General features: G+C 31.9%; 23 protein-coding genes and 1 tRNA gene. 14 read left to right on the top strand and 10 right to left on the bottom strand.

The annotated features are described in order from the left end of the window. Positions 1–14: 14 nt before the first annotated feature. Positions 15–1,001 carry an SPFH domain-containing protein gene (locus tag IRZ99_RS06235; protein ID WP_194656431.1) on the top strand — a complete coding sequence of 329 codons (987 nt, stop codon included), beginning with the start codon at positions 15–17 and terminating at the stop codon, positions 999–1,001. A gap of 18 nt (positions 1,002–1,019) precedes the next feature. Here IRZ99_RS06235 and IRZ99_RS06230 read toward each other — a convergent pair whose 3' ends face one another. The 5 genes from IRZ99_RS06230 to IRZ99_RS06210 all read right to left on the bottom strand — a co-directional run bounded on the left by IRZ99_RS06230 (position 1,020) and on the right by IRZ99_RS06210 (position 5,601). Further along, on the bottom strand, positions 1,020–1,274 hold the full coding sequence (locus IRZ99_RS06230; RefSeq protein WP_072970013.1) for a DUF6327 family protein: 255 nt from the start codon (positions 1,272–1,274) through the stop codon (positions 1,020–1,022). A 3-nt stretch (positions 1,275–1,277) separates the two neighbouring features. After that, positions 1,278–1,628 carry a hypothetical protein gene (locus IRZ99_RS06225; protein ID WP_026982394.1) on the bottom strand — a complete coding sequence of 117 codons (351 nt, stop codon included), beginning with the start codon at positions 1,626–1,628 and terminating at the stop codon, positions 1,278–1,280. A gap of 78 nt (positions 1,629–1,706) precedes the next feature. After that, complete coding sequence (locus tag IRZ99_RS06220; RefSeq protein WP_072970015.1) at positions 1,707–2,033, bottom strand: YtxH domain-containing protein; 327 nt, start codon at positions 2,031–2,033, stop codon at positions 1,707–1,709. A gap of 91 nt (positions 2,034–2,124) precedes the next feature. Further along, entirely contained in the window at positions 2,125–2,601 is a 477-nt protein-coding gene (locus tag IRZ99_RS06215) for a hypothetical protein (RefSeq protein ID WP_194656430.1), read from the bottom strand. Between the two features lie 882 nt (positions 2,602–3,483). Next, on the bottom strand, positions 3,484–5,601 hold the full coding sequence (locus IRZ99_RS06210; RefSeq protein WP_194656429.1) for a glutamine--tRNA ligase/YqeY domain fusion protein: 2,118 nt from the start codon (positions 5,599–5,601) through the stop codon (positions 3,484–3,486). Positions 5,602–5,708: 107 nt separating this feature from the next. Here IRZ99_RS06210 and folB point away from each other — a divergent pair, with 107 nt between their 5' ends. Then, positions 5,709–6,068, top strand: coding sequence for a dihydroneopterin aldolase (gene folB, locus IRZ99_RS06205; protein WP_194656428.1), 360 nt, complete (start codon positions 5,709–5,711; stop codon positions 6,066–6,068). Between the two features lie 95 nt (positions 6,069–6,163). Continuing rightward, a tRNA-Cys gene (locus tag IRZ99_RS06200) sits at positions 6,164–6,234 on the top strand. A gap of 319 nt (positions 6,235–6,553) precedes the next feature. On the opposite strand, the gene IRZ99_RS06195 is transcribed toward IRZ99_RS06200, so the two are convergent. From IRZ99_RS06195 to rnr, 3 genes are read right to left on the bottom strand one after another with little or no spacing between them, the layout of a single operon-like run. Continuing rightward, positions 6,554–7,231 carry a LysE family translocator gene (locus tag IRZ99_RS06195; protein ID WP_194656427.1) on the bottom strand — a complete coding sequence of 226 codons (678 nt, stop codon included), beginning with the start codon at positions 7,229–7,231 and terminating at the stop codon, positions 6,554–6,556. A 13-nt stretch (positions 7,232–7,244) separates the two neighbouring features. After that, positions 7,245–7,913: a head GIN domain-containing protein gene (locus IRZ99_RS06190; protein ID WP_194656426.1), complete on the bottom strand. Its 669-nt coding sequence runs from the start codon at positions 7,911–7,913 to the stop codon at positions 7,245–7,247. Positions 7,914–7,936: 23 nt separating this feature from the next. After that, positions 7,937–10,117, bottom strand: coding sequence for a ribonuclease R (rnr, locus tag IRZ99_RS06185; protein WP_194656425.1), 2,181 nt, complete (start codon positions 10,115–10,117; stop codon positions 7,937–7,939). Positions 10,118–10,224: 107 nt separating this feature from the next. On the opposite strand from rnr, the gene IRZ99_RS06180 reads away from it, so the two are divergent. After that, positions 10,225–10,458: a DUF2007 domain-containing protein gene (locus tag IRZ99_RS06180; RefSeq protein WP_194656424.1), complete on the top strand. Its 234-nt coding sequence runs from the start codon at positions 10,225–10,227 to the stop codon at positions 10,456–10,458. An 874-nt stretch (positions 10,459–11,332) separates the two neighbouring features. Then, on the top strand, positions 11,333–11,764 hold the full coding sequence (rpiB, locus tag IRZ99_RS06175) for a ribose 5-phosphate isomerase B (protein ID WP_194656423.1): 432 nt from the start codon (positions 11,333–11,335) through the stop codon (positions 11,762–11,764). 190 nt (positions 11,765–11,954) lie between these two features. On the opposite strand, the gene IRZ99_RS06170 is transcribed toward rpiB, so the two are convergent. Then, complete coding sequence (locus IRZ99_RS06170; RefSeq protein ID WP_194656422.1) at positions 11,955–12,224, bottom strand: DUF1294 domain-containing protein; 270 nt, start codon at positions 12,222–12,224, stop codon at positions 11,955–11,957. 95 nt (positions 12,225–12,319) lie between these two features. Here IRZ99_RS06170 and IRZ99_RS06165 point away from each other — a divergent pair, with 95 nt between their 5' ends. From IRZ99_RS06165 to IRZ99_RS06155, 3 genes are all read left to right on the top strand, one after another. Further along, positions 12,320–13,141 (top strand): BRO family protein, encoded by an 822-nt coding sequence (locus IRZ99_RS06165; protein ID WP_194656421.1) that lies wholly within the window; start codon positions 12,320–12,322, stop codon positions 13,139–13,141. A 113-nt stretch (positions 13,142–13,254) separates the two neighbouring features. After that, a complete protein-coding gene (locus IRZ99_RS06160; protein ID WP_194656420.1) occupies positions 13,255–15,378 on the top strand; it encodes a Tex family protein in 2,124 nt (707 codons plus the stop codon). Between the two features lie 240 nt (positions 15,379–15,618). Then, the gene (locus IRZ99_RS06155) at positions 15,619–16,245 is read left to right on the top strand and encodes a hypothetical protein (RefSeq protein WP_194656419.1); all 627 of its coding nucleotides are present in this window, start codon (positions 15,619–15,621) and stop codon (positions 16,243–16,245) included. A gap of 71 nt (positions 16,246–16,316) precedes the next feature. On the opposite strand, the gene IRZ99_RS06150 is transcribed toward IRZ99_RS06155, so the two are convergent. Continuing rightward, positions 16,317–16,496, bottom strand: coding sequence for a twin-arginine translocase TatA/TatE family subunit (locus IRZ99_RS06150; protein ID WP_194656418.1), 180 nt, complete (start codon positions 16,494–16,496; stop codon positions 16,317–16,319). A gap of 211 nt (positions 16,497–16,707) precedes the next feature. On the opposite strand from IRZ99_RS06150, the gene IRZ99_RS06145 reads away from it, so the two are divergent. The 6 genes from IRZ99_RS06145 to IRZ99_RS06120 all read left to right on the top strand — a co-directional run bounded on the left by IRZ99_RS06145 (position 16,708) and on the right by IRZ99_RS06120 (position 23,478). Then, positions 16,708–17,208 carry a peptidase gene (locus tag IRZ99_RS06145; RefSeq protein WP_194656417.1) on the top strand — a complete coding sequence of 167 codons (501 nt, stop codon included), beginning with the start codon at positions 16,708–16,710 and terminating at the stop codon, positions 17,206–17,208. An 11-nt stretch (positions 17,209–17,219) separates the two neighbouring features. Further along, positions 17,220–18,704 (top strand): GH3 auxin-responsive promoter family protein, encoded by a 1,485-nt coding sequence (locus IRZ99_RS06140; RefSeq protein ID WP_194656416.1) that lies wholly within the window; start codon positions 17,220–17,222, stop codon positions 18,702–18,704. Positions 18,705–18,773: 69 nt separating this feature from the next. After that, on the top strand, positions 18,774–19,409 hold the full coding sequence (locus tag IRZ99_RS06135; protein WP_194656415.1) for a transposase: 636 nt from the start codon (positions 18,774–18,776) through the stop codon (positions 19,407–19,409). 82 nt (positions 19,410–19,491) lie between these two features. Continuing rightward, complete coding sequence (locus IRZ99_RS06130) at positions 19,492–21,171, top strand: hypothetical protein (protein WP_194656414.1); 1,680 nt, start codon at positions 19,492–19,494, stop codon at positions 21,169–21,171. 7 nt (positions 21,172–21,178) lie between these two features. Next, on the top strand, positions 21,179–22,168 hold the full coding sequence (locus IRZ99_RS06125) for a hypothetical protein (protein ID WP_194656413.1): 990 nt from the start codon (positions 21,179–21,181) through the stop codon (positions 22,166–22,168). A gap of 5 nt (positions 22,169–22,173) precedes the next feature. Next, a complete protein-coding gene (locus IRZ99_RS06120; protein WP_228519029.1) occupies positions 22,174–23,478 on the top strand; it encodes an MATE family efflux transporter in 1,305 nt (434 codons plus the stop codon). Position 23,479 lies beyond the last annotated feature (1 nt).

Below are 23,479 nucleotides of genomic sequence, written 5' to 3'. Positions count from 1 at the left end.
TAAACAATATCACCATGAACACAGCATTAATTATCCTTTTAGTCTTCGGATTCTTTATTTTTATGTCTTCTTTTTTTACCGTGAAACAACAATCGTCTGTTGTAATCGAAAGATTTGGTAAATTTTTAAGCGTAAGAAATTCAGGTTTACAACTTAAAATTCCGATCGTCGACAGAATTGCCGGACGTGTAAATCTTAAAATTCAACAGTTAGATGTTATCATTGAGACAAAAACCAAAGACAACGTTTTTATCAAAATGAAAGTTTCGGTTCAGTTTAAAGTGATTCAGGAAAAAGTATACGATGCTTTTTATAAACTGGAATATCCACACGATCAGATTACCGCTTATGTATTTGATGTCGTTCGTGCCGAAGTTCCTAAACTAAAATTAGACGATGTTTTTGAAAGAAAAGATGATATCGCCATTGCAGTAAAAAGAGAATTGAACGAAGCTATGACCACTTACGGTTATGATATTATCAATACTTTGGTAACCGATATTGACCCAGACATTCAAGTAAAAAATGCTATGAACAGAATTAACGCTGCTGACAGAGAAAAAACGGCTGCCGAATTTGAAGCTGAAAGTTCAAGAATCAGAATTGTTGCAAAAGCAAAAGCAGAAGCTGAAAGTAAACGTTTACAAGGTCAAGGTATTGCAGATCAGCGTCGTGAAATTGCAAGAGGTTTAGTAGAAAGTGTTGAAGTTTTGAACAGTGTGGGAATCAATTCACAAGAAGCTTCGGCATTAATTGTAGTTACACAGCACTATGATACATTACAAGCAATTGGTGCAGACGCCAATTCAAATTTAATTTTGTTACCGAATTCTCCACAGGCCGGAAGTGATATGCTGAATAATATGGTTGCATCGTTCTCAGCATCGAATCAGGTTGGAGAAATGATGAAGAAAAACAATAAAAAATTAGAAAAACCTAAAAAGATTGAACCACTTCAATCTGGTTATGAAGATGATATTCAACCCGAGATAAAAGAATAATACAAATAAAAAAGAGGCTTAATTGCCTCTTTTTTTATTAAATAACCAACTGATAATATGTGGTAAAATGGATTGCAAAATCTTAGGATAGTTGTTGGAGAAATAATCTTTATAAGAAGAAAAGAATCCATTAACAATTTTCTGCGGTGTAATTCCTTCTTTGGTTCTCTGAAAACTTAAGACCAATTTCTGATAATTAATCTCCTTTTCTAATTTCAGAATTTCCAAATCTCTTTCGATTTCAGCGTATGATGCGTATTTTTTTGGTTCCATAAATTAGTCGTTAAAAAAGATTTCTGAGAATTTTTCTAAAATTGGACCTTCCACAAACTTATCTTTAATAAAGAAAAGTAAAATGGTAAACAAAAGATAGATCCCTCCTACTGCTAAAAATCCAAGCGCTGTACTTTCGAATAATGCTCCAAAAGCGTAAGCTGCCGCAAAAGATCCAAAAAGTAAAACCATACTAAAACACAATAAAATTAGAGTAAACTTGAAAATTAAAGTAGTCGATTTCATCGCAACCTTAAATCCCCAAAGTTTGTAATACGCTAAATGACTGTCTAAATAAACTTTAGCCTGATCCTGAATGTTTTCAGTATTTTCTTTTAACTCCTCAAAAGCCATAATTGTAGTTTAAATTTAAAAAAAGAAGCACAAAAAATTACTTTTAAAAGTAATCAAAATTTGTGCTTCTTGTATTTATTATTTTTGAAGTTTAGCGTTCTGTGCTTTTAAATCAGCTAGTTTAGATTCTAAAAACGTAATTACCTCTTCTGTTTTATGACTTACATTCGAAAGCAATTCATCAAATGTACCATCAAGGCCTTTAGTAGCACCAGTGAATTTTTCACGAAGAACTTCAGAACTTGCTGATAATGAATCTTTCAAATTATGTGCTGCATCATCTATACCTTCTTTCAATTTCGCTCGGGTTTTTGATCCTTTATCCGGAGCAAATAAAATTCCAATTGCCGCACCTGCAGCGGCGCCAGCTAATATTGCCGCAATAGTATTTAAGTTCTTTGACATAATATTAAAATTTAAATGATTAATAAAGGTACTGCTTTTTTGAAATATAAAATATTGATTAAATGATATTTACTATAATTTAACAATACAATTAATACATGTAAGCTACTGCTTCGTATTTACCATCATTTTCAACTATGCTTACAAACGGATAACCTTTTGTAGCTGACTGCGTTTTGATCCTTAAAGCAGTTTGGTTTTGATTTGCAATTGGCGGCTCTCCTTTTGTCTTCGTCGATATTCCTGAAAAATTAGCGGCTTGTTTTAAACCTATTGTCTTTTCCTGAGGCAAAACAGTTACCATTTTGTAATCTGATTTTGAATCTACTACTACTCTATCAGATATTTTTTTAGTTTGATTCGTTTGTTTATTGGTAATTTTTGAAACAGCGTACTTCGTAATTTTATGTTCTTCCGAGCTTCCGTTAAAAGAATAATGAATTAAATCATTTTCATGTTTGATAAAATTAACATCCAATTCTTCTCCATTATGTTTTGAGATTTGATGTGTTTGAGAAATTGCAATGTTTGCAAATAAAATAGCCAGAGTAAAAAATACATTTTTCATGATAATTAAATTTAAGGATTAAAAAATTTCTTTGATCAAAAATGAAAATCAAAATTTATAAATCACAAAACCAATTTCATGAAATTTGAAAATTATGAAATGAATCGAAAAATACTTTTACTGAAGTATTATCAAAACACAAACACAATTAGAATTGACCATAAAACCAATTTTCGGAATGCAGACTTAGAATAAAATCTAAAAACAAAAAACGTAATTTTTGAATTTTCAGATAAACTCAGATTTGATTCCTCAAGTGTCATTTTTAAAATTAAAAAATTTAAGATTTGACCTTTGGATAAAAATAGCAACTTTATAAACAATTGTATGTTAATAACCCGTTAAACTCACAAAAATGATGTCTAAAACTTAAATAAAGCTTAAAAATCAACAATTATTCAAAAGATGAGTTACGAGATGGAAGAAGTAAAAAAAGGCCTTAAAATTAAATTATGAAGGTCACTTTTACTCTAAATTATCTATTAAAACATTAATTTTGATAGTTTTTATATATAATAATTATAAACTTCTAAATTAGAATTATTGATTGTTAAAATTGATATAATAAAATTTACTTTTTAATTTTGTCAAAATTCACAGCTTTTTTAAAAGAAGATTGAAAATAGCAACTTTATAAACATTCTGTTGTTAATAAGCTCTAAAGAAGACCAAAATGAGACCTAAAACTAAAATGAGACGCTTATTTTAATTGTTTTTTAAAAGATGAATTCTGTATCGGAAGAAGTAAAAAAAAGCGTTTAAAAGCAATTTATATAAGTCATTTTTAATATAAAATATTTATAAAAATTTAATTTTAAATAGAAAATATAAATAATAAAAAAAGCGCTTATAAAAAGCGCTTTTCAATAGATTTTAATGATGTTATTTCTTTACCATTTCAGAAAGAATTTCAATTTCTCTCTCTGAAGCATTTTTTGGAGGATTTGAATATAATTTTAAAATTTCATCTTCAAACTGACTTTTTAAACTTTGATTTTCTAAATCTCTTAAATTCAAAAGTGCTTTTGATCGAACATAAGTTGATTCACTTCTTAATGACATTGTATATAATTTTTTGATATCCTCTTCTTCAAAATCAGCAGATTTCAAATGAGAATATTTCAAAATAAACTGAGCAAATAACAACGAAGCCTTATTATTGTTAATATTTTTCTTTAATGAATTTTGTAACAATGAAAAACTTGAAACATTTTTGATGCTCTCCCCTATTGCACTTTCAATTGCAATACGTTCCGGCTTAGTTTCAACTTTAAAATATTTATTAATATCTTTTAAAGAATTATTGATACTATTTTCTTCCTTTTTACCTTTTTCTTCCCAGGCATCTTTCAAGCCAACAGTTTTGTTAAATACTAATTTTGAAGCAGTTGAATCTTTATCAACAGTAAAATAACCTAAACGTTGAAATTGAAATTTATCTTCATTTTGAGCAGTTGCCAAACTTGGTTCTACAAATCCTTTGATGATTTCTAATGAATTTGGATTGACAAAATCTAAGAAATTTTTCTCTTTATAACTGTCCGGCGCTTCATCTGTAAACAAACGATCGTACATACGAACTTCTGCTTCAACGGCATGCTGAATAGAAACCCAATGCAGAGTTCCAGATACTTTTCTTTGACTTGCTTCTGTTCCGCTTCCGCTTAAAGAATCGGTATCATAAGTAACATGAATTTCTGTAATATTTCCTGCCGAATCTTTTATAACACTTTCTCCTTTAATGATATATGCATTTTTAAGACGTACTTCTTTTCCTAAAGTCAAACGGAAAAACTTTGCCGAAGCTTCTTCTAAAAAGTCTTCTCTTTCAATGTACAATTCACGAGAAAAAGGCACTTTTCTGAAACCAGCATTCTCATCTTCCTGATTATTCTCTGCTTCCAACCACTCCTCTTTTCCTGCAGGATAATTTGTAATTACCAATTTTACAGGATCTAAAACAGCCATTACACGAGGTGCAATTTTGTTCAAATCTTCACGAATACAGAATTCTAAAACTGATACATTGATTAAATTATCACGTTTTGCAATACCAATTGTATTCGCAAAATTACGCAATGAAGCAGCAGTATAACCACGTCTTCTTAATCCGGAAATAGTTGACATTCTAGGATCATCCCAACCGTTAACATGCTTTTCTTTAACTAGTTGCTGTAATTTTCTTTTACTAACAACAGTATGTGATAAGTTACGTCTTGCAAATTCTCTTTGCTTTGGACGAATCTGATTTTCATCAATAATCTGGTCTAAAAACCAATCGTATAATTCACGGTGAGGCAAGAATTCAAGTGTACAAAAGGAGTGTGAGATTTCTTCTAAATAATCACTTTGTCCGTGTGCCCAATCGTACATTGGATAAATTTTCCAATCGTCTCCTGTTCTATGATGATGTCTGTGCAAAATCCTGTACATGATAGGATCACGCATCAGCATATTGGTAGATTTCATGTCTATTTTCGCACGAAGAATATGAGTTCCAGCCTCAAATTCACCGTTTTTCATTCTTTCGAATAAATCTAAATTTTCTTCAACAGAACGATTTCTGTACGGACTATCTGTTCCAACAGTAGAAGGAGTTCCTTTTTGAATCGCCATATCTTCAGAAGACTGACTATCAACATACGCTTTATCTTTTTTAATTAATAAAACGGCCCAATCGTACAATTGTTGAAAATAATCAGAAGCATAACGTTCTTCTGCCCAGGTATAGCCTAGCCATTCCACGTCTTTTTTAATAGCGTCAACAAATTCCTGCTCTTCTTTTTCTGGATTTGTATCGTCAAAACGTAAATTTACAGGAGACTGATAATCAAGTCCTAAACCAAAATTTAAAGCAATAGAACTAGCGTGTCCGATGTGTAAATAACCGTTTGGTTCTGGTGGAAAACGAAAATGAAGTTTAGTTTGTGAAAGACCTGATTTTAAATCTTCCTCTATGATTTGTTCAATAAAATTGAGTGATTTCTCTTCTGATGCCATTATTTTATAGTAATTTTAGCAAAGATAAAAAAAAGGTTTCAGGTTTCAGGTTTAAAGTTACTTAAGTGGCGTTAAACGTGAAACTTTAAACCTTAAACAACAAGAAAATGGGAGTTATAAAACTAAAAAACATCCGCACTTTTTCCTACCATGGATGTTTAATTGAAGAAGGAAAAATTGGATCAGACTATACTGTTGATCTAAAAATTAAAGCCAATTTACAGCAATCAGCACAAACAGATCATCTTCTTGACACTGTTGATTATGTACATTTGAACAAAATTGTTACTGAAGAAATGGCAATTCGTTCGCATTTATTAGAACATGTTGCTAAAAGAATCAATATTCGTGTACTTGCTGAAATAGAAATGATAGAAAAAACAACAGTTTGGGTTTCTAAAATAAATCCTCCTATTGGTGGTGATGTTGAATCAGTTACTATAAAAATGACCGAAATTAGAAAGTAATTTTTTCACGCATAAAAACTAATTTTTTAAAATAGTTACTTTTAAAGTTTTGAATTTTAAAGATTTTAGTTACTTTTGCCATCCGTTCAAGCAATGGCGTCGTGGCCGAGCGGCTAGGCTGGGCTCTGCAAAAGCTCCTACTCCGGTTCGAATCCGGACGATGCCTCAAAAACCTCTAAAGCAATTTAGAGGTTTTTTTTATGTTTAATTTTTAGAAAAAATTAGATAAAGTTTAAGTTCGAATCCGAACAATGCCTTTAAAAACATACAGAAATATATATCTTTTTTTATGTTTAATTTTTAAAAAAAATTAGATAAAGCTTATATTTGAATCCGAACGTTGCTACAAAATCGGTAACGCAATTTGAAGGTTTAATTCTTAGTATTTCCACAATCTTGTCACCAGAGGTTAAAATGTAACTTATAAAAATAAAAAAACCTCTGAAATTCAGAGGTTAAATTTTATATTTTCTAGTTATTAACTACTACTTCTCAATCTTCTCAAAAGCATTTCTAACCATTTCTTTTTCTTTTGGAAACCAGCCCTGAATCATTAGAGCAAATCCAAAAACCATTAAAACAATACTGATAATCTTCTTTATTTTAAGAATATTATTGGGTGTCATTTTAGACTTTAATTGTTTGGCTAATACTATTTTAAGACAATCAACCAATAAATAAGTTATAATAACTGATGTAAAAAAAGTAATCATTCTGGAGTTTTGCATCTCTAATTTTGGTCCGACAGAAATGATAACTGCTAACCAAAATCCTAATACTCCAATGTTAATAACGTTCAGTAAAAAACCTTTCACAAACAAACTTCCGTAGTTTCTTTTGATGATATCACGATCAATTTCTTCATCGTTTATTTTTTCTTCTTTCTTTAATCTTACAAATGAAATTAAACCATACGCGAGCATAATAATTCCACCAAAAATAAAGAGTGCCGGCTTATCTTTTAAACTCTGAATTAGTCTGTAACTTCCTAAATACGCAATGGCTATAAAAAAAATATCACCTAATACTACACCAAAATCAAAGACTATTGCAGCTCTGAATCCTTTTGTAATACTGGTTTCAAGTAATATAAAAAATACTGGACCTACCATAAAACTTAAAAAAAGTCCCCATGGCAGTCCAGCCAAAATATCATTTATCATTCAAATAGAATTATTATTTCACTTCTTCGATTTTACCTCCAAAAACCGTTTTTTGATTAATTTGTCTAGGTTTTCCGTAAATGTAAATAGAGCCTCCTGCGCTTACTTTTGCATCAACAAGCGTAGTAGCATTCACATCTGCTTTTCCGCCCGCAGAAACGCTTACTGTAGTTTGAGAGGTAACTAATTTGCTAGCTAATAAAAAACCACCAGCGCCCAGACTTGCATCCTGGTTTGAAGCTTTACCAGTCAAGGTAATTTCTCCTCCTGAAACTGAGCTCACTTTTAGTTTATCAACATCCAAATCTACATTAATTTTACCACCTTCCTGTGCACTTACTTTAAATGAAGTTGCTTTTATAGCTTCTGTACCTGTAACGAGAGCACCTTCGTTAACATCAATAAGTTCTAAGTGTTTGTAGTACAATGTAATATCCAGCTCATCTCCAGCTAATGGTTTAGATATAGTCATTCTTATTTTTAAGGTCCCTTTTTTGTTGATAACCTCTACTTCTGATTCACGAGCTCCTTTAATGACTACTTTATTGTCTGAAGACGCTACTAATTTAACATGAAGTTTATCAAAAACTTTTACTTCATCAAAATCTCCTACTTCTTTCGTTACCTGTGCAAATGACATTTGTACAAATAAAATTGCAACACCAATTAATAACTTTTTCATATCTCTCTATTTTAATTTAATAACTATTCTGCTCGTCGCAAAAAATGAAAATCCAGTTGTTTTTTAACTAAATCGGCATTTTTTACTTTAACATAAATTTCATCTCCTAATTGTAATATGCTGTTTGAAGTCGCTCCAACCAAGGCATACTGTTTTTCATCGAAAGTATAATAATCATCTTTTATTTCTCTGATTCTCACCATTCCTTCGCATTTATTTGAAACAATTTCAACATAAATTCCCCATTCTGTAACTCCTGAAATAACGCCCAAAAATTCTTCGTCCTGATGATCCTGCATGTATTTAACCTGCATGTATTTGATACTGTCACGTTCAGCATTTGTTGCTAAACTTTCCATATTGGAACAATGTAAACACTTTGTTTCGTAAATTTCTTCGTTTACAGAAGCTCCTCCATCTAAATAAAATTGCAGCAAACGATGTACCATAACGTCAGGATAACGACGAATTGGCGAAGTAAAATGGCTGTAATAATCAAAAGCTAAACCATAATGACCAATATTTTCTGTTGAATATTTGGCTTTACTCATACTTCTAATGGCAAGAGTATCAATTAAGTTTTGTTCTTTTTTACCATTCACTTCTTCCATCAAAGCATTCAATGATTTTGAAATATCACCTTTATTTCTGAAATCAATTTTATAACCAAATTTAGCAATTACGGTTTGCATCGCAATCAATTTATCTTCATTTGGTTCATCGTGAATCCTGTAAACAAATGTTTTCTTTTGTTTTCCAATGTATTCAGCCACTTTTCTATTGGCTAAAAGCATGAACTCTTCAATAAGATGATTGGCATCTTTTGAGACTTTGAAGTATACTCCTTCTGGTTCTCCCTCTGCATCTAAATTGAATTTTACTTCAACTTTATCAAAAGAAATTGCACCATTGGCCATTCTTTTCTTTCTTAAAATCTTAGCTAATTCATCTAATTTTAAAGTTGCTTCCACAATTTCATCTGAAACAACGTAAGATTCTCCGGTAATTGAAATATCAACCGGAATTGTATTGTCTTTTGTTTCAATGATATATTGTGCTTCTTCATAAGCAAATCGCTGATCTGAATAAATTACTGTTCTTCCAAACCATTGATTGATAACCTGCGATGTTTCAGAAACTTCAAATATGGCAGAAAACGTATATTTCTCTTCATTTGGACGCAATGAACACGCAAAATTAGATAAAACTTCGGGAAGCATTGGCACTACTCTATCTACCAAATAAACCGAAGTTGCTCTTTGATACGCTTCATCATCCAGGATTGTTCCTTCTTCTAAATAATAAGAAACATCAGCAATATGAATACCAATTTCGTAATTTCCATTTTCTAACTTTTTGAAAGACAAGGCATCATCAAAATCTTTTGCATCTTTTGGATCGATCGTGAACGTAAGCGTATCACGCATATCACGACGTTTTGCAATTTCAGATTCCTGAATCGAAGTATCAATCTTTTGTGCAAAAACCTCTACTTCTACCGGAAAATCTGCCGGTAAACCATATTCAGCTAAAATAGCATGAATCTCTGTATTATGTTCTCCAGGTTTTCCTAAAACTTTAATCACAGATCCAAACGGACTATCAGCTCTTTTAGGCCAATCTTCAATCGTAACCAATACAACATCACCGTTTTCTGCTTCTCCAATTTTATCTTTCGGAATAAAAATATCCGTATACATTTTAGGATTTGCTGTCGATACAAAAGCAAAATTGGCCTGAATATCTATTACACCAACAAACTCTGTTTTATTTCTTTCAATTACTTCAATTACTTCTCCTTCAGGTCTTTTCCCTTTTCTTCTGTTATAAACATAAACTTTTACTTTGTCTTTGTCTAATGCACGATTTAAATTATTAGTCGGAATAAAAACGTCTTCACTAAAATCAGGACAAATAAAATAAGCTGTTTTTCTGCTCGTCATATCAATTGTTCCTTCGTAATAATCCTGACTTTCGGCTTTTACTAAATATTTACCAGGTTCCGTTTCTATAATTTTCTTTGAAGCAGCGAGAATTTTTAAATCTTTTATAATCTGATTTCTGCTTTTTGTATCGTCAAGTTCAAGTTTTGCTCCTATTTGTTTGTAGTTGAATGCTTTATTTGGGCTTTGCGATAAAATTTTTACTATCTTACTAGAGAAATCTTTCTCATTTTTTATCGGCTTTCTAATTTTCTTACTCATATATCTTTTCTTAAAAAGTTAAAATTACAAATAAGATATCAGATTATAGATTTTAACAAATAAATTATTAAAAAAATAACTTTCGTATCTTTATAAAAAGACCTTGTATGGAAAGCTTTAAAACCATCGCCATATTCAATTACCAGCACGAAACTGTTGTTCTGAAACACTTATTAGAACAAGAAGAGATTCCTTATTTTTTTGAAAACGAAATAACGCTCTCTGTGGCTCCAATGTATTCGGCAGCATTGGGTGGAATCAAACTCAAAGTTCATCCAAACGATTTCGAAGAAGTTCAGCAAATTCTGGACAATCTCAACAGTCCGCTGAAAATCGTTTAAACACTTCTATTTTTTCAATTTCAAAAAAATTTTTTCTTTTTAAACTTTCAAAGTTGTCAACATATATTAAATACAACAAAAAGAAAAATTTAATTTAAATTAATTTATGGTTGTTATTATAGCTTGTTAATATGTGCAATAATTTTATTTTTAAATGTATTGAAATGAAGTTTTGCTTACTTATATATAGTTATCAACATACTTATATTTAGCTAAAAGATTAATTTATAAGCCTTTTTATATTTTAATTAACAACGGTTGACAACTAAAAATAGATTCATTTTGTAGATAAGTTCATATGTTGATATTTGTTGAAAATGGCATTTTTGATATTGATAACTTTTCTAAAAATTCCTCAAACTTTATTAGGTTTTTTGATTCCGGTTTTGGATTAGTTTTTTTTATGACACGACCAAAAAAAACTTCTAATTTTCTATCTGAACTTATTAACAAATAATGTTAATTTAAAGTTAACTGAATATCAACGAATTAGCTTTTGGTATTAACATTCTAAAATTTTAACAAAATATATGTTTATTTCTAATTGATATTCAGCTAATTATAGAGATAGTAAAATTGTTAATAACGCTAAGTTTTTGATATAAAGCTTGTTGTAAATGGGGAGTGTTTTACCACAAAGAACACAAAGTTTTTACGCAAAGTTAATAAAGTTAGGATCTATATATACGTGTTAATCTGTGTCAAAAAGGTCACAAAGTTTAATGCATATACTAAACAGTTTTTTCGCCACGACTTAAGGAATTTTATAAAACTAAAAATTCGTGAATTCGTGGCGAAAAAATTTAATTTCCTTTTTAGACATGTTTGTAATTGTTTGGTTAAATTTGCAATACACAACTAAATAGTATTTACAATGAAAATTTCGATAGGAAACGACCACGCAGGACCAGATTATAAAAAAGCAATTGTTGCCATGCTTAAAGCAAAAGGATATGAAGTAACGAATTACGGAACAGATTCTGAAGATTCTGTTGATTATCCAGATTATGGGCATCCGGTTGCGAATGATGTATCTGAAGGAAAAGCTGATTTTGGAATTGTTATCTGCGGAAGCGGAAACGGAATTGCAATGACAGTGAACAAACATCCAAAAGTAAGAGCTGGTTTATGCTGGACTAAAGAAATTGCTTATTTAACACGTTTACATAATGATGCCAACATTGTAAGTATTCCAGCGCGTTTTACGTCGGTTCCGCAAGCAGTAGAAATTGTTGAAACTTTTTTAACAACTGCATTTGAAGGTGGAAGACACCAAAACAGAGTGAATAAAATCGCCTGTTCGTAAAAAGTAAAAAAAATCGGGTGCTTCGCACCAATAAAAATAAACACACCGGGCGGATTTTTAAAATTCATCCGGTTTCTTGATTTATAAAAACGTTAATTCAGTCAGTTCGCTGATCAAATTAATGTAAATTCAGTCAGTGCGTTGACTGAATTTACATGTTATTTTTACTAATATAAACATAGTCAAGTATTTAGATTTTATCAGTTAGTATTAGATAAACTAAAACAATCTGGATCAAAAAAATCCCCGAAAACTTCACAATAAAAGAGGTTTTACTCGTTTTATGTTTAAAGAACAACATGGCGAGCAATAAACCAATTGATCCGCCGATGCCTTCAAGAAGAAACAATGTGTTTTCCGGAATTCTTCGTTTGTTTTTTCGGGCTTGATGTTTATCATATCCAGCGAGAACAAAAACAACAATATTTATAAATAAAAACGACACTAATAAAACTTTCATTGGCTTAAAATTAGAAACAAAGGTATTATTTTGGCTGTATAGAAGAAATTATTAATTTCAAACAAAGAATTAAATAATATAATTCCTAAATAATTATGAGCCCAGTGCAATTATTTGAAGAAAAGAAAGTGAGAAGTCATTATGATGCTGAGAAAGAAATTTGGTATTTCTCGGTAATTGATGTTATTCAGATTTTAACAGATAGCGTCAATCCAAGAGATTATTGGTATAAAATGAAAATTAGAGTAAAAACTGATGATGGGCTTGAACTGTCGACAGTTTGTCGACAATTCAAAATGATTGCTGAAGATGGAAAAATGAGAATGACAGATACTGCGGATACTGAAACATTATTACGTTTAATTCAATCTATTCCTTCCCCAAAAGCAGAGCCTTTTAAGCAATGGCTGGCGAAGGTTGGTTATGAAAGAATCCAGGAATTAGCAGATCCATCTCAAAGTTTAGATCGAGCTCGAGAAAATTGGCAAAATCTAGGTCGTAGTGAAAAATGGATTCAGCAACGAATGACAGGGCAGGAGACACGTAATAAATTGACAGATTATTGGAAGGAATCTGGAGTAGAGAAAAAGGATGAATTTGCATTGCTTACCAATATTATTCATCAGGAATGGACTGGATTATCTGTAAAGAAACATAAAGAAGTAAAAGGATTAAAATCTCAAAATTTAAGAGATCATATGTCGGAAGCCGAATTAATTTTTGCAGCTTTGGCAGAACTTTCTACAAGACAAATTGCCGAAAGTGATGAGGCAAAAGGGCTTTTAGAAAATGCAAAAGCAAGTAAAAAGGGAGGAGCAATTGCAAAAAATGCCCGAATAGCTTTGGAAGACAAAACAGGGAAAAGCGTCGTAACGGGAGAAAATTTTCTCCCTCTGGATAAAAAGAAACTAGAATAATTTTTTTTAAATATTTAGTTTATTTTTGGCCATGTTAAACCAAAACAAATAACACAAAATCTTTACAAACATTGCAAAACACTTTGCATCTTTGCGATTAAAATAACACAAGAATGACTAATATTCAATTCATTGCCAAGACTGTTCAAACGGCGCCAATTAACATTCAAAAAACCGTTCAACTATTAGAGGAAGATTGTACGATTCCGTTTATTTCCCGTTACCGAAAAGATACAACCGGGAATCTTGACGAAGTTCAAATTGAGCTAATTGCCAAACTTCAAAAAGAGTATGAAACGATTGTAAAACGTAAAGAAGCCGTTTTAAAATCAATTGAAGAACAAAAAGCGCTTACGCCAGAATTGAAACAAAAAATTGAACAAAGTTTTGATTTACAAGAAATTGAAGATTTTTACCTTCCCTACAAAAAGAAGAAAAAAACAAAAGCCGATGTGGCGCGCGAATTTGGTTTAGAGCCATTAGCGAAAATTATAATGTCGGAAAGTAATGTTGATGTTGATTTTATTTCGACGCAATATATCAATGAAAATGTAATTAACGAAGAAGCCGCCATGCAAGGCGCAAGAGATATTGTGGCCGAATGGATCAACGAGAATATTTTTGTTCGTAAGCAATTGAGAAGGTTATTTCAGCGAAAAGCGACTATCGGAACTAAAGTTGTAAAAAAGAAAGCCGAAGAAGAAGGAGCGCAAAAATTCAGTCAATATTTTGATTGGGAAGAACCTTTGACAAAAGCGCCATCGCACCGTTTATTAGCGATGCTTCGTGCAGAAAACGAAGGTTTTGTGAAGATGAAAGTTGATGTTGATTTGGATGAAGCTTATGATGTTATTGACGAAATTATCATTAAAAAACAAAATAGCACAACAGCTCATTTGCAGTTAGCGATTGAAGACAGTTATAAACGTTTATTGAATCCGGCAATTGGAAATGAGACTTTGCAGGAAGCAAAAGCAAAAGCAGATGCTAACTCAATTCAGGTTTTTGCTAACAATTTAGGGCAATTATTATTAGCTCCGCCGTTGGGAGAAAAACGAATTTTAGCGATCGATCCAGGTTTTAGAAGCGGTTGTAAAGTAGTTTGTCTGGATGAAAAAGGTGATTTGTTATACAATGAAACGATTTATCCGCATGCGCCTCAAAATGAGGAAGCAATGGCAATTAAGAAAATCCGTTCAATGGTAAATGCGTATCAAATTGATGCAATTTCTATTGGAAATGGAACAGCTTCAAGAGAAACGGAATTCTTCATCAAAAAAATTGCATTTGATAAACCGCTGCAGGTTTTTATCGTTTCAGAGGCTGGAGCTTCGGTTTATTCGGCTTCAAAAATTGCAAGGGAAGAATTTCCTAATTATGATGTTACAGTTCGTGGATCGGTCTCAATCGGGCGACGACTTTCAGATCCTTTGGCCGAATTGGTTAAAATCGACCCGAAAGCAATTGGCGTAGGCCAGTACCAACACGATGTTGATCAAACCAAATTAAAAGAAGAATTAGATAATACGGTAATTCGCTGCGTAAACTCGGTTGGAATCAATATCAACACCGCAAGTAAGCATTTACTAAGTTATGTGAGTGGAATAGGAGAGAAGCTGGCGGAAAACATTGTGCAGTATCGTTCAGAAAATGGTCCGTTTGAAGACAGAAAACAGTTGAAAAAAGTGCCTCGCTTAGGCGATAAGGCGTATCAGCAAGGTGCGGCTTTTATCAGAATTTCGAATGCTAAAAATCCGTTGGATAATTCGGCAGTACATCCGGAAGCTTATCCGGTTGTGGAGAAAATGGCAAAAGATCTGAAATTATCTGTAAATGACTTAATTGCAAACAAAGAGAAAACAGCGCTAATTAAAGCCGAAAACTATATTACACCTGAAATTGGTTTGCTTACGCTAAAAGACATCATTAAAGAGCTTGAAAAGCCTGGTTTAGACCCAAGAAAGTCTGCGAAGGTTTTTGAATTTGATGCGAATGTAAAATCGATCAAAGATTTAAGAACCGGAATGATTTTGCCGGGAATTGTGAATAACATTACCAACTTTGGCTGTTTTGTTGATATTGGAATCAAAGAAAGCGGATTGGTTCACATTTCTCAATTAAAAGCTGGTTTTGTAAGCGATGTAAATGAGGTTGTAAAATTGCATCAGCATGTTGATGTGAAGGTTACTGAGGTTGATGAAGACAGGAAGAGAATTCAATTAACGATGGTTTTGTAGAAATACCTAAATACCAAGTAGAAAAGTCTTAAAAAAAATCCCAAACGACAATTGCCGTTTGGGATTTTTGATTTTAAAGCTATCCAGGTTTTGTAAGTGAAGTTTTAGATTATAACAACTAATTGGCTGTAAATATGTTAAGTTAAATTAGGTAAAAAAAAAACCTTTTCCACTTCAATTTGTTAAACTAATTCTTACCTATTAGTATATATTTGCGGGAAATTAAAAACCCCAAATACCATGAAAAAAATTATTTTGATTCTAATTACGTTATTATTCTCCACCGTAGGACAGGCTAAATATCTTAAGGCAGTTTTGTATTTAGCAGATGGAACCAATAAAACTGGTTTAGCAAAACTTGTTGAAGAGAATGACTCTAAAGTTACTTTTAAAATAAACGAAGATGCAGATAATGAAAAAATAGCAAGTGCTGATGTTATTAAAATAGTATACACTAATGAATCAGGGAATATATTTACTATGGAATACCTTTATTTAACAAGTGCAGGTGTTTTTTCAGGAAAATTTTCAAATTCCAGAAAGAAATATTGGTTTGATATTATTTACAATAAAGAATATAAAATAGGTAAAATCTTTGATAAAGGAGATAGTAGAAGAAATACTTTCAGATCAGCCAGTTCTTCTTTTTATTTTGGAAAAAAAGGAACCGATCATTTAGTTTTTGGCTACAATACTATGGGAAATGTAGTTAAATCTTATGGAACAGATGCAATGATGAAGAAAATGGCGAAGCAGGAATTTGCAGATTGTCCAAAACTTAGTAAAGCGATCGAAAACGAAACATTTGAACTAGATACAGTATTAGATAGAATAACAGCTATTTTTAATAAAACAAAATGTAAATAAGAAAAAAAAATCCCAAATTACAATCATAACAATTGTAATTTGGGATTTCTAAATTTTAAAAGTTGTAATTATTATTTTACTTCTTCCTCTTCTTTTTTGGCAGCAGCAGGCTGGTCATCTTTGGCAGCGTTTTTAAATTCCTTAATTCCGCTTCCTAAACCTTTCATTAATTCTGGAATTTTTTTACCTCCAAAAAGTAATAACACAATACCTACTATTACAAGGATTTCTGTAAGACCTAATCTTCCCATGATTGTATATTTAATGCCGAAGCAAATTATTTTTCTAATTGTACCGCAAAGGTATATAGAAATATACGAACAAAAAGTGTTTTTGGATTAAAATATTTAGCGTTAGCAACGTTAAATATTTTATAAAATAGTAAATTAAGCAGATTCGTTCAAATCTGGTCGGCATCAACAAGGCGATTAATTATTATATTTGCTCATATAAAGAACCGAAATGACTAAGAAGAAACATAATTTCAGGAGAAAATTATTCACTAAAAACCGACTGGTAATTTTGAATGAAGACACTTTTGAAGAAACGTTTTCGCTCAAACTCAATCTAATGAATGTTTTCGTTGTGTTGTCTTTAGGAAGTATATTCTTAATTTTAATTACCACTTTTATTATTGCTTTTACGCCTTTGCGCGAATTTATTCCGGGATATTCTTCTTCTAAATTAAAAAGGGATGCAACCAGATTGGCAATAAAATCAGATTCACTAGAAACTGCTTTAAGGAAAAATGAAGCTTATATTCATGGAATACAGAAAGTTTTAAGAGGTGAACTGGACTATGCAAAATTCAATAAGGATTCGATTTTAGCAGAAGTTGATGAACCTTCAGAAGTAAATATGAAAGCTACTGAAGAAGAAATGAAATTAAGAGAATCTGTGGCAAAAATAGAAAAGGAGTCTGGCGAAAAAACGCCTGGTAAAAACAAAAGTGACAAGAAATAATAGTATAAAAAATGTCGATTAAATCTGTAGCAGCAAAATTATTTGCCAGCAAAATATATTATAAAACGCAAGCTTGGGCTAATAAACCGGTAGAAACACAACAAGAAGTTTTTAAGGGTTTAATAAACAGCGCAAAAGAAACTCAGTTTGGAGTTGATCATCATTTTGATAAAATAAAAACAGTTCACGATTTCAAGAAACGAGTTCCGATTCGTGATTATGAAGACTTAAAGCCTTATATCGACAAAGTTCGAATGGGCGAAAAGAATATTTTGTGGAAAGGAAAACCGCTTTATTTTGCGAAAACTTCAGGAACAACTTCGGGCGCAAAATATATTCCGCTGACAAAAGAATCAATGCCGTTTCATATTGAAGCTTCTAGAAATGCAATTCTTCATTATATATATGAAACCGGAAATGCAGATTTTGTGGACGGAAAAATGATATTCCTTCAAGGAAGTCCCATTCTAGTTGAAAAATACGGAATCAAATTTGGAAGACTTTCCGGAATTGGGGCGCATTTCGTTCCGAAATATCTCCAAAAAAACCGAATGCCATCCTGGGAAACCAATTGTATTGAAGATTGGGAAACCAAAATTGATGCGATTGTTGAGGAAACTATCGAGCAGGATATGACGATAATTTCCGGAATTCCGTCTTGGGTTCAAATGTATTTTGAGCGTTTGCAAGAGAAAAGCGGTGGTAAAAAAATCAGCGAATTATTCAAGAACTTTAATTTGTTTATTTACGGAGGTGTGAATTATGAGCCGTATCGTGCGAAGTTCGAAAATATGATTGGCAGAAAAATCGATAGTATCGAATTGTTTCCGGCTTCAGAAGGATTTTTTGCTTATCAGGATTCTCAAAAAGCAAAAGGAATGCTGCTGTTATTGAATTCTGGAATTTTCTACGAGTTTATTAAAGCAGATGAATTTTTCGAACCAAATCCAAAAAGTTATACTATTGGAGAAGTTGAGGTTGGCGTAAATTATGCTTTGATTATTTCGACAAATGCGGGACTTTGGCGTTATAATATTGGTGATACAGTGCAGTTTACTTCTTTGTTTCCGCATCGTGTGATAGTTTCAGGCCGAATCAAACATTATATTTCTGCATTTGGAGAACATGTCATTGCGAATGAAGTCGAAAATGCTATGAAAGAAGCCACTGCAGGAACCAAAATTGTTATCAACGAATTTACAGTAGCACCACAAATTAATCCGTCAAGCGGATTACCGTATCATGAATGGTTTGTAGAATTCGAGACCGAACCGGAGAATATGGAAGTTTTTGCTGAGGCAATTGACAGTTCTATGAGAAAGCAAAATATTTATTACGATGATTTGATTACAGGAAGTGTTTTACGAAAAGTGGTAGTAACCAAAGTTTCTAAAAATGGTTTTCAGGAATATATGAAATCGCAGGGAAAACTAGGTGGTCAGAATAAAACGCCGAGGTTATCTAATGATAGAAAGATTGCGGATAATTTGAAGTAACTTTCGAAATATTTCGAAGGTTAAATTATTTATTATCCCTATGAATAGGATGCAGAGTTATTAAAATTAATGAGTCAGGGAAAGTTTCAAAATAAATACCGTACTTCTTCTATAAGAGCTCAATGGTGGGATTATGGCTGGAATGGAGCCTATTTTATAACAATTTGTACACAAGACAGAGAACATTATTTTGGAGAAATTCAAAATGATAAAATGGTTTTGTCAGAAGTCGGTATTATTACGGATATATTGTGGCATCAAATTCCAATACACCATAAAAACGTTGAATTGGGTGATTTTGTGGTCATGCCAAATCATATTCACGGAATTTTGATTATTGATAAACAATCGGATAATATAGATGTTGATAATGTTGAGACAGGGCATGTAGAGACAGGGCATGCCCTGTCTCTACCGTCATCACCACCGTTACCGGCGTTACCATTATTACCCACAGAAACAATTCAAAAACCAGGTTCGCAACGTTTTCAAAATATTGGTAAAAATACCATTTCGTCAATTGTTGGTTCATATAAATCTGCGGTAACCAAACATGCTAATAGATTAGGATATCCACATCAATGGCAAAAATTATTTTATGACAATATCATTAGAAACAATAATGACTATCAAAGAATTTCTGATTATATTGTTTCAAATCCGGAAAATTGGGCGAAAGATAAATTTAAAAGAGAAGGTAAATAAAAATGATTTTTTAAAAAATTATGTGGGAGATACAAGGTATGCCTTGTATTTGCTTAAATTTGAGTTTATAAAATAATATAGAATGAAAGAAACCAAACATATATCAAGATCAAGGGCACAGGAATCATCTGCGGCTATTGAAAAAATGTACATCACAATGCGCCACTTATTCAACCGTGGTTTTTATAAACCAATGGGAGTTTCAGGCGACAGTTTACGCGAATCATTATTAGCATTACGCCCTGAGATTTACGGAAATATAGGTGAAGAAAAAGTAGAACTAAATGGTCTTTTGTACGTTATAGAACGTCTTCCGATAGGAATTGAACAATGTCGTTTTATCAATTTAACTTCAGACGAAGGATATTCTAAATCACATTTTCAGGCGATTGTTCCTCCAAAAAGAAGAAGAAACTGTTACAGAATCGATGAAGAACAAATGAATGTTGAAATCACACGTGGACGTTCTGACATCTACGATATTTTGACGCATTTGACTTTCATTTTTATCGAATCACATAAAATTAAAAACAGGGTTTTATTAGATGACGGAGGAGAGGTTTCACGCGATTGGCTGAAATTGGAGCAAGCGGTAACGCAAACAAAAAAACTGGCTTTAATAGAAAAAGAAAAAGCAATCTCGCACGTTGCCAATATTTTAGGAAGAACTTTTGAAGAAGTGTTGGATATTTACGATTCTTTCGGATCTGAAAATGCTCCGGATCGTTTTCTTCATGTGATTTATTGGTTAGGAAAATTGGCGATTGAAGAAGTTATCGAAAACAATAAAAGAACAATTACGTTCAGTCCGGTTTTAAGAGAGCGTTTAGGACACCATATTCACGGTGAAATCTGGGCAACGAACATCAAGGAGGTTTTAAAGACTAACAATCTTTTAAAACGCCCGATTCACGTGATAAGTGCAAACATGCACAGCGTTATGAATTCGATTTTCGCAACACCGTTATTGAAAACGAAATTCAAAGACAAATCAGATTTCTTTATTTATGAAGAATTAAGTAAGTCTGGTGCCAAAGATATTAGAGGTGTTGTCGAAGAACTGGCATTAAAAAACGGAATGATTTCTTTACCAGATACATCAGGAACAAATATTGATGTTCAGATTTTTGACACAGCCAAAATTGACTGGGAAAAAACCGGATTTCCAAAAGCGGTTATTGAAGAAGCCGCACCGGTTATTATTGTAATGGATTATGCGTTTGGAGAACAAGCCTATGAAACAATAGACGAGCTTTTGAAACCGTATAAAAAAGATACTTTATTGAATGTACGATCGGTTTCGATTATGGGAAAAGCCGGAATCTTGGAAGGCGGAAAAGGCGATATCATGATTCCGACAGCTCATATCAACGAAGGAACAGCTGATAATTATTTCTTTGAAAATGAATTAACAGGCGCTATGTTTGAAGGAAACGACATTGCCGTTTTTGAAGGTGCGATGGTTACCGTTTTAGGAACATCGTTGCAAAATAGAGATTTGTTGAAATTTTTCCATGAATCAACCTGGGGTGTAATTGGTCTTGAAATGGAAGGTTCTTATTATCAAAAAGCAATTCAGTCAGCATCAAAAATTAGAAAAAGTGTTCCGCACGATATTAAGGTTCGTTATGCTTATTATGCTTCTGATAATCCTTTGGAAACAGGAAGTACACTAGCTTCAGGCGGATTAGGAACGACTGGTGTAAAGCCAACTTATTTGATTACCATTAAAATTTTGGAACAAATTTTCAACGTAAAATAAAAAATAAATGAGTACAAAAGTACCCCAAAATTCAGATCAGGAAATAGATATTTTTCAGCTTTCAAGAAGCATAAACAGCTTTTTTGATCATGTAAACAGATCTATTTTTAGAGCAATTCAGTTTTTTATTCGAAACTGGATTGTGGTGTTGGTTTTGGTGGTGCTTGGAGCTGCACTGGGATATTATTTAGATTCCAATAAAAAATCATATAACAATCAGATTGTGGTAACGCCAAATTTTGAGAGTGTTGATTATTTATATGCCAAAGTCGATTTGATACAGGCCAAAATTGTTTCCGGAGATGTAGATTTTATTAGAAATACAGTGGGAATTGCAGATCCAAAAGCAATTCGAAGAATTGAAATTAAACCAATTGCAGATGTTTATAAATTTATTGAAGATAAAGAACAAAACTTTGAACTCATTAAATTAATGGCTGAGGTTGGTGAAGTAAAAAAGGTGTTAGAGGATAATGTTACGAGCAAAAATTACACCTATCACACTATTTCTTTTCTTTCAAACGGATTAGTAAACGAAAAAGAAGTTGTAGAGCCGTTATTGAAATATTTGAATAATTCGGCTTATTTTAATTCAATTCAAAAAATAGGTTATAAAAATCTGGAACGTGAAATCGCTCAAAATGATACCATAATAGCTCAGATCGATAATGTTTTAAACGGACTTTCGAGTACTGCAAAAAACAGCACTAAAAACGATAAACTGGTTTATTACAGTGAGAATTTGCAGCTAAATGACATTATAAAAACGAAACAAAAGTTAGTTACAGAACAAGGAAAAAATAGATTTAGAATTATAAGTTTTGATAAAACAATTAAAGATATTACTACAACTTTGAATATAAATGAAAATAAAACAGTCAACGGAAATTTTAAAATCTGGCTGCCAATTTTCTTTGTTTTTCTTTTTGTTTTAGTGAGTTTGTTCCGTAAATTTTATCGTAAGCAACTTGCAATCTCACACGCAAATCAACCTTAATACAATTGAAAACCAATTCTATTTTTGAAAGACTTTTGCAAAATCCATTTTTAAGACGAAGTTTTGGGACTTTGTTTTTAAGAATTTCGGGAGCGCTATTGTTATTTGGTTTTACAGTATTTTTGACAAAATCGTATAGCCCGAAATTGGTAGGACAATATGATTTTGCAAGATCCTTTCTTTTAGCAGTAGGAACTATTTGTTTGTTGGGTTTCGATCAGTCTATTTTATATTTTAAGGGCAAATTGGCAAGTTTGGACGCTGTAGACGCGTTAAAAAGCATATATGTCAAAATGGTTGCAATGCTTTTTGGAACTTCGGTTATCGCTCTGGTTATTATATTATTGATAGATAAAAAAGTAATCAATACTTATTTTGCAGATTCTGAAGTTTATTCCATTTTTTTAAAAGGAGCTGCAACCTTGTTTTTTTACGGTTTATCTACTTTAAATACTGAAGTGATCAGAGCTGTAGATAAATTATATATTGCAGAGTTATTTAGAAATATCATTAAATACATTCCGCTTATTATTGGTTCTATTGCCTTATTTTATTGGCATAAGGAAACTTATTTGGTAGATGTTTTTTTAATCGGATTTGTGTTTCTTGCCCTAATTAGTTCATTATTAGTTTTATATTATTTCGGTAAAATATCAGTAGTAAAGCCAAGTGAAGTTTTTTCGCATAAAGAAGTTTTTCTAAGATCATATCCAATCGCAATCAGCGGAATGGCTATATTTTTATTAATGTGTTTCGATATTATGTTTCTAAAGAAATATCGAAATGACGAAACAGTTGCTTTTTATTCAGTTGGAGTAAAATTGATGACTATTATTTCGGTGGTAATTTTATCCATAAATATTACGGTCTCTGCTAAAATTTCAGAATATTTTGCAAGCCAGAATAAAGCAGAATTAAAAAAAACAGTAAGAAACTGTGCTCGTTTGATTTTCGGAATTACATTTCCTGTAATTGTTTTAATCAGTGTTTTTTCTGAACATATTTTGTCTTTTTTTGGGCATCAATATATAGCGGCTAAAGAAGCTTTTCTCATTTTAATTATTGGTCAGGGAATTTGTTCTGCATTTGGTTCTGCTCCGATTTATTTGAATATGACCGGAAGACAGCACACTTTTCAGATGATTTTAATTATTGCTGTTGTTCTTAATTTTGTTTTAAACCGATTTTTAATTCCGGAATACGGAATGACTGGCGCTGCAATTGCGTTTGTTTCGGCTTCTCTTTTCTGGAATTTTGTGGTAGCAGTCTATATTTATAAAAAGGATAAAATAAAGATTTTTTTGAATTAAA

The organism is Flavobacterium sp. LC2016-12 (genome assembly GCF_015351595.1).
In the GTDB taxonomy this organism is placed as follows: domain Bacteria; phylum Bacteroidota; class Bacteroidia; order Flavobacteriales; family Flavobacteriaceae; genus Flavobacterium.
Note: the sequence above shows the minus strand (reverse complement) of the source record. Positions and strands in the feature narration are given on the sequence as shown.